5 protein-coding genes are annotated in these 6,542 nt (G+C 44.4%); 3 read left to right on the top strand and 2 right to left on the bottom strand.

The window, feature by feature from the left end:
• Positions 1-347: 347 nt before the first annotated feature.
• The 3 genes from HNP82_RS16575 to HNP82_RS16585 all read left to right on the top strand — a co-directional run bounded on the left by HNP82_RS16575 (position 348) and on the right by HNP82_RS16585 (position 4,188).
• Positions 348-1,226, top strand: a complete 879-nt coding sequence (locus HNP82_RS16575; RefSeq protein ID WP_183776512.1) for a LysR family transcriptional regulator — start codon at positions 348-350, stop codon at positions 1,224-1,226.
• A 336-nt stretch (positions 1,227-1,562) separates the two neighbouring features.
• Positions 1,563-2,861, top strand: a complete 1,299-nt coding sequence (locus HNP82_RS16580) for an MFS transporter (protein WP_183776514.1) — start codon at positions 1,563-1,565, stop codon at positions 2,859-2,861.
• A 202-nt stretch (positions 2,862-3,063) separates the two neighbouring features.
• Positions 3,064-4,188, top strand: coding sequence for an ArsR/SmtB family transcription factor (locus HNP82_RS16585; RefSeq protein ID WP_183776515.1), 1,125 nt, complete (start codon positions 3,064-3,066; stop codon positions 4,186-4,188).
• 1 nt (position 4,189) lies between these two features.
• Here HNP82_RS16585 and HNP82_RS16590 read toward each other — a convergent pair whose 3' ends face one another.
• Positions 4,190-5,236, bottom strand: coding sequence for a DnaJ C-terminal domain-containing protein (locus HNP82_RS16590; protein ID WP_183776518.1), 1,047 nt, complete (start codon positions 5,234-5,236; stop codon positions 4,190-4,192).
• Positions 5,237-5,483: 247 nt separating this feature from the next.
• Entirely contained in the window at positions 5,484-6,347 is an 864-nt protein-coding gene (locus HNP82_RS16595) for an aldo/keto reductase (RefSeq protein ID WP_183776520.1), read from the bottom strand.
• Between the last annotated feature and the right edge of the window lie 195 nt (positions 6,348-6,542).

Raw genomic sequence — 6,542 nt, forward strand, 5'->3', positions numbered from 1 at the left:
AGCAAAGGAGCGGCGTAAGCCGCGGGTCAGCGCGTTAGCGCATCTTTGCGAATGGCGCGGGCTGAACTGTTACAATCTCAGCATCCGTCCCGCCTTTAAAGAAGGAGTGGGCCAGATTGCTGCGCATGCTAAGGCACATTTTATGCACATATTATAACACTGGCCAGTTTATAATTAAAATTAATATATTTAATCTTTATAATTAGAAGGATTAATAGATACTCCCCCCAACGTCTGCCCAATGGAAAAGATATTTTTCTTTACTCTATCTGGGGATTATGATACTATTTAAGTATAACTTATAGATTATATAAGTTATACTTAATTTTATTGCAGGGGAACAATTTATGGATATCAACTATGAACTTTACAAAGTTTTTTATTATGTAGCAAAAACCCTAAGTTTTTCAGAAGCCTCAAAACAGCTCTATATATCTCAGTCCGCAGTGAGCCAGTCCATCAAATCACTGGAGACAAAACTGAACCAGCATCTCTTTGTGCGCAGCACAAAAAAAGTAAAACTGACACCTGAGGGCGAGATGCTTTTTAAACATGTTGAACCGGCAGTGAATCTGATCATCCGCGGTGAAAACCAGATCCTTGACGCTAACACCTTAAACGGGGGCCAGCTAAGAATCGGCGCCAGCGACACGATCTGTCGCTATTTCCTGATTCCCTACCTAAAAGAATTTCACGCCCACTTTCCCAACGTGCATATTAAAGTGACCAATCAGACAAGCGCGCGGTGCGTTGATCTTCTCGATAACGGCCAGGTAGATCTTATTGTCACCAACTTTCCCAATCCCCGGATGAACACTGTATCCAATATCCGTCAGGTGAAAGAATTTAAAGATATTTTTATCGCCAACATTCATCAATTTTCTTATCTAAAAGGAAAAACTATGCAGCTTGAGGAACTTTTATCCTATCCTATCCTTATGCTGGACAAGCAGAGTATGACCAGCGAGTTTCTCCATAGCCTTTTTCAGCAAAAGCAACTGGATCTCGTCCCTGAAATTGAGCTTTCCAGCAACGACCTGCTTATTGACCTTGCACGCATCGGACTTGGCATTGCTTTCGTCCCGGAATTTTGTCTCCCGCCCAATGACCCGGATCTTTTTTGTATACAGACAACCGATGTGCTTCCGCCCCGCCATATTGTTGTGGGATATAATGACCATGTTCCCATCTCAGAGGCAGCAAAATATTTTATTGAAAGTCTGTAGATCATTTCTGTTTATAGCAAGAAGCAGCCCTGGTAATCACATGTACTAAGGCTGCTTCTTATCATTGGTACATTGTATAGATTTATCTTTTATAAACAGGATTCCTCTGTTTACAAGTTATTCATCCTTGAGCATTTCTTCCAACATCATATACTGCGCCTCCATTTCACGGTCACGCTTAATTCTCTCAACCTGGCGCTCCACAGACGCTTCATAGCTGCCTTTCATTAGATTTTCATTTAATATTTATATTGACATGTGTTTGATATTGTGTTAAAACATTATTAGATAATTATCTAGTAATTTATTTTATTATTATATTACAATGGTGATTTTATGACTTCTGAAAAAAGCACTGAGAAAATCGGATATAGGGATATTTTTTCCCAGAGAGAATACTTAAAGCTTCTGACCTCCAACGTGGTCAACCGTTTTGGGGACGCAGTGGACAGCATTACTTTTACATGGCTCACTTACGCCCTCACCGGGAGTGCCTCCTGGTCCGCCATCGTTTTTGGATTAAATCAGCTTCCCTCGATCCTTATACAACCCCTGGCCGCCGTATGGGTAGAAAAAGCGAACAAAAAGATGATAATGGCTGCCACAGATATCATCCGGGGGTTCATTGTCATGCTCCTTGCCGTCACCTATATTATAAACGCGCTTTCGCCCTGGCTCTTAGCCATCCTCACCATCTCCATCTCCACGGCTGAGGCATTCCGCATCCCGGCAGGCACAGGTATCATCCCCCAGATCATTGACTTGAAATATTATAGCTTCGCCAATGGTTTAAATAAAAGCCTGACCACTGTGGTAGAACTCATCGGCACCGGGCTATCCGGCGTTATTCTGGCTGTTTTTGGTATCCCTATGGCTATCGGTATTGATATGATTTCCTACTTTATATCTGCCCTGATGATCCTGTTCATCCATCCCATAGAAACCGTCCCTGAACCAGCAGCCGAAATACGCCCTGAAGGTGAAAAAAAGTCAGCTTTTTTCACATGGTGGGATAATTATAAAATGACGTTTAAAGAAGGACTCAGCTACATAAAGAAGCACCGGGTGATTATCAATTTCTGTATTCTTGGAATTACAGCTAACGGTATGCTGGTTCCATTAAACGCGCTCCTCACTCCGGTGATCCGTCAAGTGTGGGGGCAGGGGGCGCCTCTGCTAAGCGGCTTCAGCCTGGCACTCACCGCCGGGTGCGGCATCGGCGGTTTCGTCTATCCTTATATCGCCAAAAAGCTAAAGCCCAGAACGATCATCATCCTTGGCGGTATGATTCTCAGTTTTAATTACGCATTTTTGTCCTTTGGTGACTTTTTGCCATCAGTTGCAGCAATAGTCTATGTCATGGTCTGCGCTATTGCCTTTTTCATGGGCGTGGGCGTAGCCCTTGTCTCCTCCTGCTATGGCGTTCAGCTCGTACAGTGTATTGAAAAGGATTTTCTGGCTCGTATCACCGGACTGGTCAATGCATTTGCCTCCGCATCCATGCCGATACTGTCCTTTATCATCAGTTTTCTTGCCCTTTATCTGCCTGTGGCTGTGATTCTCCTTATAGGAGCGGCTGCCGGTATACTGATATTTTTTATAATCGGGATAAAAAAGGTAGACTTTGAAGAATAAACATAGGTTTTGAAGAAATTTTATGTTATGATATTTTATAATGCTGTAATCTAAAGACAATATCTTCATACATAACGCAACCTCTGATCTGCGGCATTCGGATATCATAACATGAGGCAATCGACAAAGGTTCATAAATTTTATACTTGCATGAAAATTTATGGCTTTGTGGAGCGAAAAAACACCGAAAAGGAGCGTCACCATGGAATTAAAGATCAGCGATCACATCAACTATATCAGCGAAGAAATGAACCTTCTCATCAGTCTGGCTGATCCAGAAGGCTATCCCGCCGTCCTGGCTCAGTGCCGTAAAAAGCTGGAAAAGACTATAGATTCTCCGGCTCTGTTCCACCGCTTTGATGTAGTGGAAAATATTATAAAAGAAGGACGCCGTATGCTAAAGAAAGACATGGATCTCATAAAAAAATATTTCCGTCCCTATTCCAACGACTATCTCTGCCTGGCCAATGTTGTCCTTCTATTTACCCGGTGGGACTGGGAGGAAACAGCAGATACTCTGGAAGCCTACGTCCGGCGTCAAACTCCCCAGGAGCGCAATTACCGCTTTATCTCCATGAATCTGGAACAGTTTAATGACGATTCCGACATATCTTTTGACCATACGGTTACTATGAAACAAATCAGTTCCTGGCTGGATGACTGTCCCCTTTCTCCTGAAGATAAATGGCAGCTTTTTTCCGCATTTATTCAGTGGGACAAACATATTGGCCCTATTGTCCAGCTTATGAAAAAGGCAGAAAAAGTTTTAGAAAAAACAAAGGAGCAGTGGCTCCCTCTGATTCATGACTTTTACACCTACTGGAGCCGACAGTGCCGTGAAAAAGACGTCCTTGGGGATATTCGGACATTTTTTCATATTGACCTGCATACAGGGAGCGATAAATCCATTCTCATCGCCCCCAATATGATTTTTATGAACGCCATCACATTTTCCGTCACCGAGGATAATCGCCCGCCTGCTTATGATTATTATTCTATCGGCATTCTTTACGGCGAGGAGCTTTACCTGGACTTTAACATAAAAGCCAGCAGCGAAAAAGAAATGTCCGACAACCTCCAATTTTTAAAGCTTTTAAGTGACAAAAGCAAACTGGAAATCATGATGTCCATTAAAGATGAACCGGCCTACGGCGCCCAGTTGGCCCGGAAAATGAATCTGACTACAGCCACAATTTCCTACCACATGGGCGCCCTGATCCAAAACGGACTTGTCTCCCTGAAAAAGGTCAACAACCGGTTGTACTACAGCGTCAACCGCGACAAGGTAAAGAACATCCTGAGTAATCTGGAAGATCTCTTACTGTGATTTACGCTGCTGTAAATCCTGAGCTTTTGCAGGCAGCCTCAAATTCTCTCAGCTTCTGCTCTGCTTCTGGTGTCAGATAGCGTGGAACCTGAATCTGTACCGTCACATACTGATCGCCGTACCGGGAGGAATCATTCATAGCCACAATACCTTTGCCTTTCAGACGAATCTTTGAGCCGGACTGGATTCCCGCTTTAATTTTGCACCGTACCTGACCTTTCAGTGTCGGCACCACTGCTTCGCCTCCAAAAACTGCGGTTGTGAAGGGAATCTGGATGGTGGAATAAACATCCATTCCCTTTCGCTCAAAATCCGGCCGGGTTCCCACGTGAACTTTAAGGAGAAGATCTCCCGCCGGACTGCCGCCGAACCCCTGTCCGCCTTTACCTTTTAAACGGATAGACTTTCCATCGTCAATACCTGCGGGAATGTGAACCTGAAGGGACTGTACCCCTCCATGTTCATCCTGAAGGCGGATCACTTTATCGCAGCCAAAGGCCGCGTCATCAAAGCTGACGGAAATCTCCGCGTTAAAATCCTGTCCTTTGCCATGAAAACTGCCGCCAAAGCCGCCGTAATTACGGCTGTTAGAACTCTGACCGCCAAAACCCTGACTGCCAAAACTTCCGTCCTGGTTAAATCCGTAGCTGTGAAAGCTCCCGCGTCCCTTTCCGGAGCCGCCCTGACCATGGAACAAATCTCCGAAGATATCTCCAAAAATATCGTCCATATCTGAGCCCTCAAAGTGCCATGTCTGATAACCGCCCTGGCCGTTTCCTCCGTAAAATCCTCCGGCAGAACCGGGAGCCGGGCCGCTTCCGTCAAAAGCTGTATGACCAAACTGATCATAAAGTTTACGTTTTTCCGGATCGCTGAGAATGGAATACGCCTCTGTGATCTCTTTAAATCTCTGCTCTGCGTTGACATTCCCTCCATTGGTATCGGGATGGTATTTTTTCGCCAGTTTTCTATATGCTTTTTTAATCTCCGCTTCATCTGCGGTTTTGCTTACGCCTAAAACCTCGTAATAATCTCTTTTATTTTCCATAATCATCACCCTCAACAATAGATTATAAATACCCTCGTTGATAAGGGCAGACTTAAAGCACTAAAATGTTATATCTGTTCTATTTGTAATATAACACTATTGTTGTATTATGTCAAGAAGTTTTTGAATACCGCTGGGATTTTGTGCAGATACAGCTAAACTATTTTTGCTTATGCTCCCGCCTCGTCCCCGAAGAAATCCTTTAAAGCATAGTAGATATACCGCTCACTATAAATATTGGCTTCCTTTAATGGATATTCATACCGCAGAGAGCCTTAACGAAGCCAGGATCATCATGTTTTACGATCTCGCTGTGGCCAAGATCCTTGGAAGCAATCTCCGCCATCTCCTCATCCGTCAGATGGAAATCCCAAATGTCGATGTTCTGTTCCATCCGCTCTATATGGACTGATTTCGGAATGATGGAGACACCGCACTGGGCGTTCCAGCGAAGTACTACCTGTGCCGCGCTCTTGCCATACTTTTTACCGATTTGGGTCAGATGTGGATCAGTGAAAATACCATGCTTGCCCTCAGCCAGCGGTCCCCATGCCTGGGGCACCACACCATATGCTTTCATATTTTCAATAGCTTTCTGCTGGACAAAAAAAGGATGCAGTTCCACCTGATTGACAGCAGGAATAATCTCCACATTTTCGCAGAAGTTAGTCAGAATTGCCGGATAGAAATTGGCAACGCCGATGGCCTTTGTCAATCCATCTTTATATGCCTTCTCGATTCCACGGTATGCCGCAAAATAATCACCCATAGGCTGATGGAGCAGTACAAGATCCACATAGTCCATATGCAGCTTTTTCAAAGAAGCCTTCACCGCCTCATAAGCCGTCTCCTCATTTTTTTGATCCTGCACCCATACCTTGGTGGTGATAAAAAGTTCCCCTCTGGTGGTCAGGCCGTCCGCGATGGCACGTGCCACTCCCCTACCCAAAGCTTCCTCATTCATATAGGCCGCCGCCGTATCCAACAGACGGTAGCCGGTTCTGATGGCGTCATAGACCACTTGCTCACACTGAGTGGGATCGGGGATCTGGAATACACCAAATCCTTCCAGCGGCATTTTTGCACCTGTGTTCAATGTTAAAAATTCCATAAAAATTACCTCCTGATTCTCTAATACTGATGATGTTGAGGTCAAATTAAAATTTGACCTCATGATACCACGGATCGCTCCGTGCTATCGCACTCTCGCGCTCCTGTTATGAAGTGACTTTTGTCAAGAGGTAAATGAAAGAAATTTTTACCCTTGGCATATGCCACATTTGTTTGTTGTCTGACAGCATCTGAA

The organism is Catenibacillus scindens (assembly GCF_014202115.1).
Classification (GTDB): domain Bacteria; phylum Bacillota; class Clostridia; order Lachnospirales; family Lachnospiraceae; genus Catenibacillus; species Catenibacillus scindens.

What these genes read in the sequence shown, in the direction of transcription:
- HNP82_RS16575 (WP_183776512.1), top strand. Translation starts at nt 348, where the DNA reads ATGGATATCAACTATGAACTTTACAAAGTTTTTTATTATGTAGCAAAA.
- HNP82_RS16580 (WP_183776514.1), top strand. Translation starts at nt 1,563, where the DNA reads ATGACTTCTGAAAAAAGCACTGAGAAAATCGGATATAGGGATATTTTT.
- HNP82_RS16585 (WP_183776515.1), top strand. Translation starts at nt 3,064, where the DNA reads ATGGAATTAAAGATCAGCGATCACATCAACTATATCAGCGAAGAAATG.
- HNP82_RS16590 (WP_183776518.1), bottom strand. Translation starts at nt 5,236, where the DNA reads ATGGAAAATAAAAGAGATTATTACGAGGTTTTAGGCGTAAGCAAAACC.
- HNP82_RS16595 (WP_183776520.1), bottom strand. Translation starts at nt 6,347, where the DNA reads ATGGAATTTTTAACATTGAACACAGGTGCAAAAATGCCGCTGGAAGGA.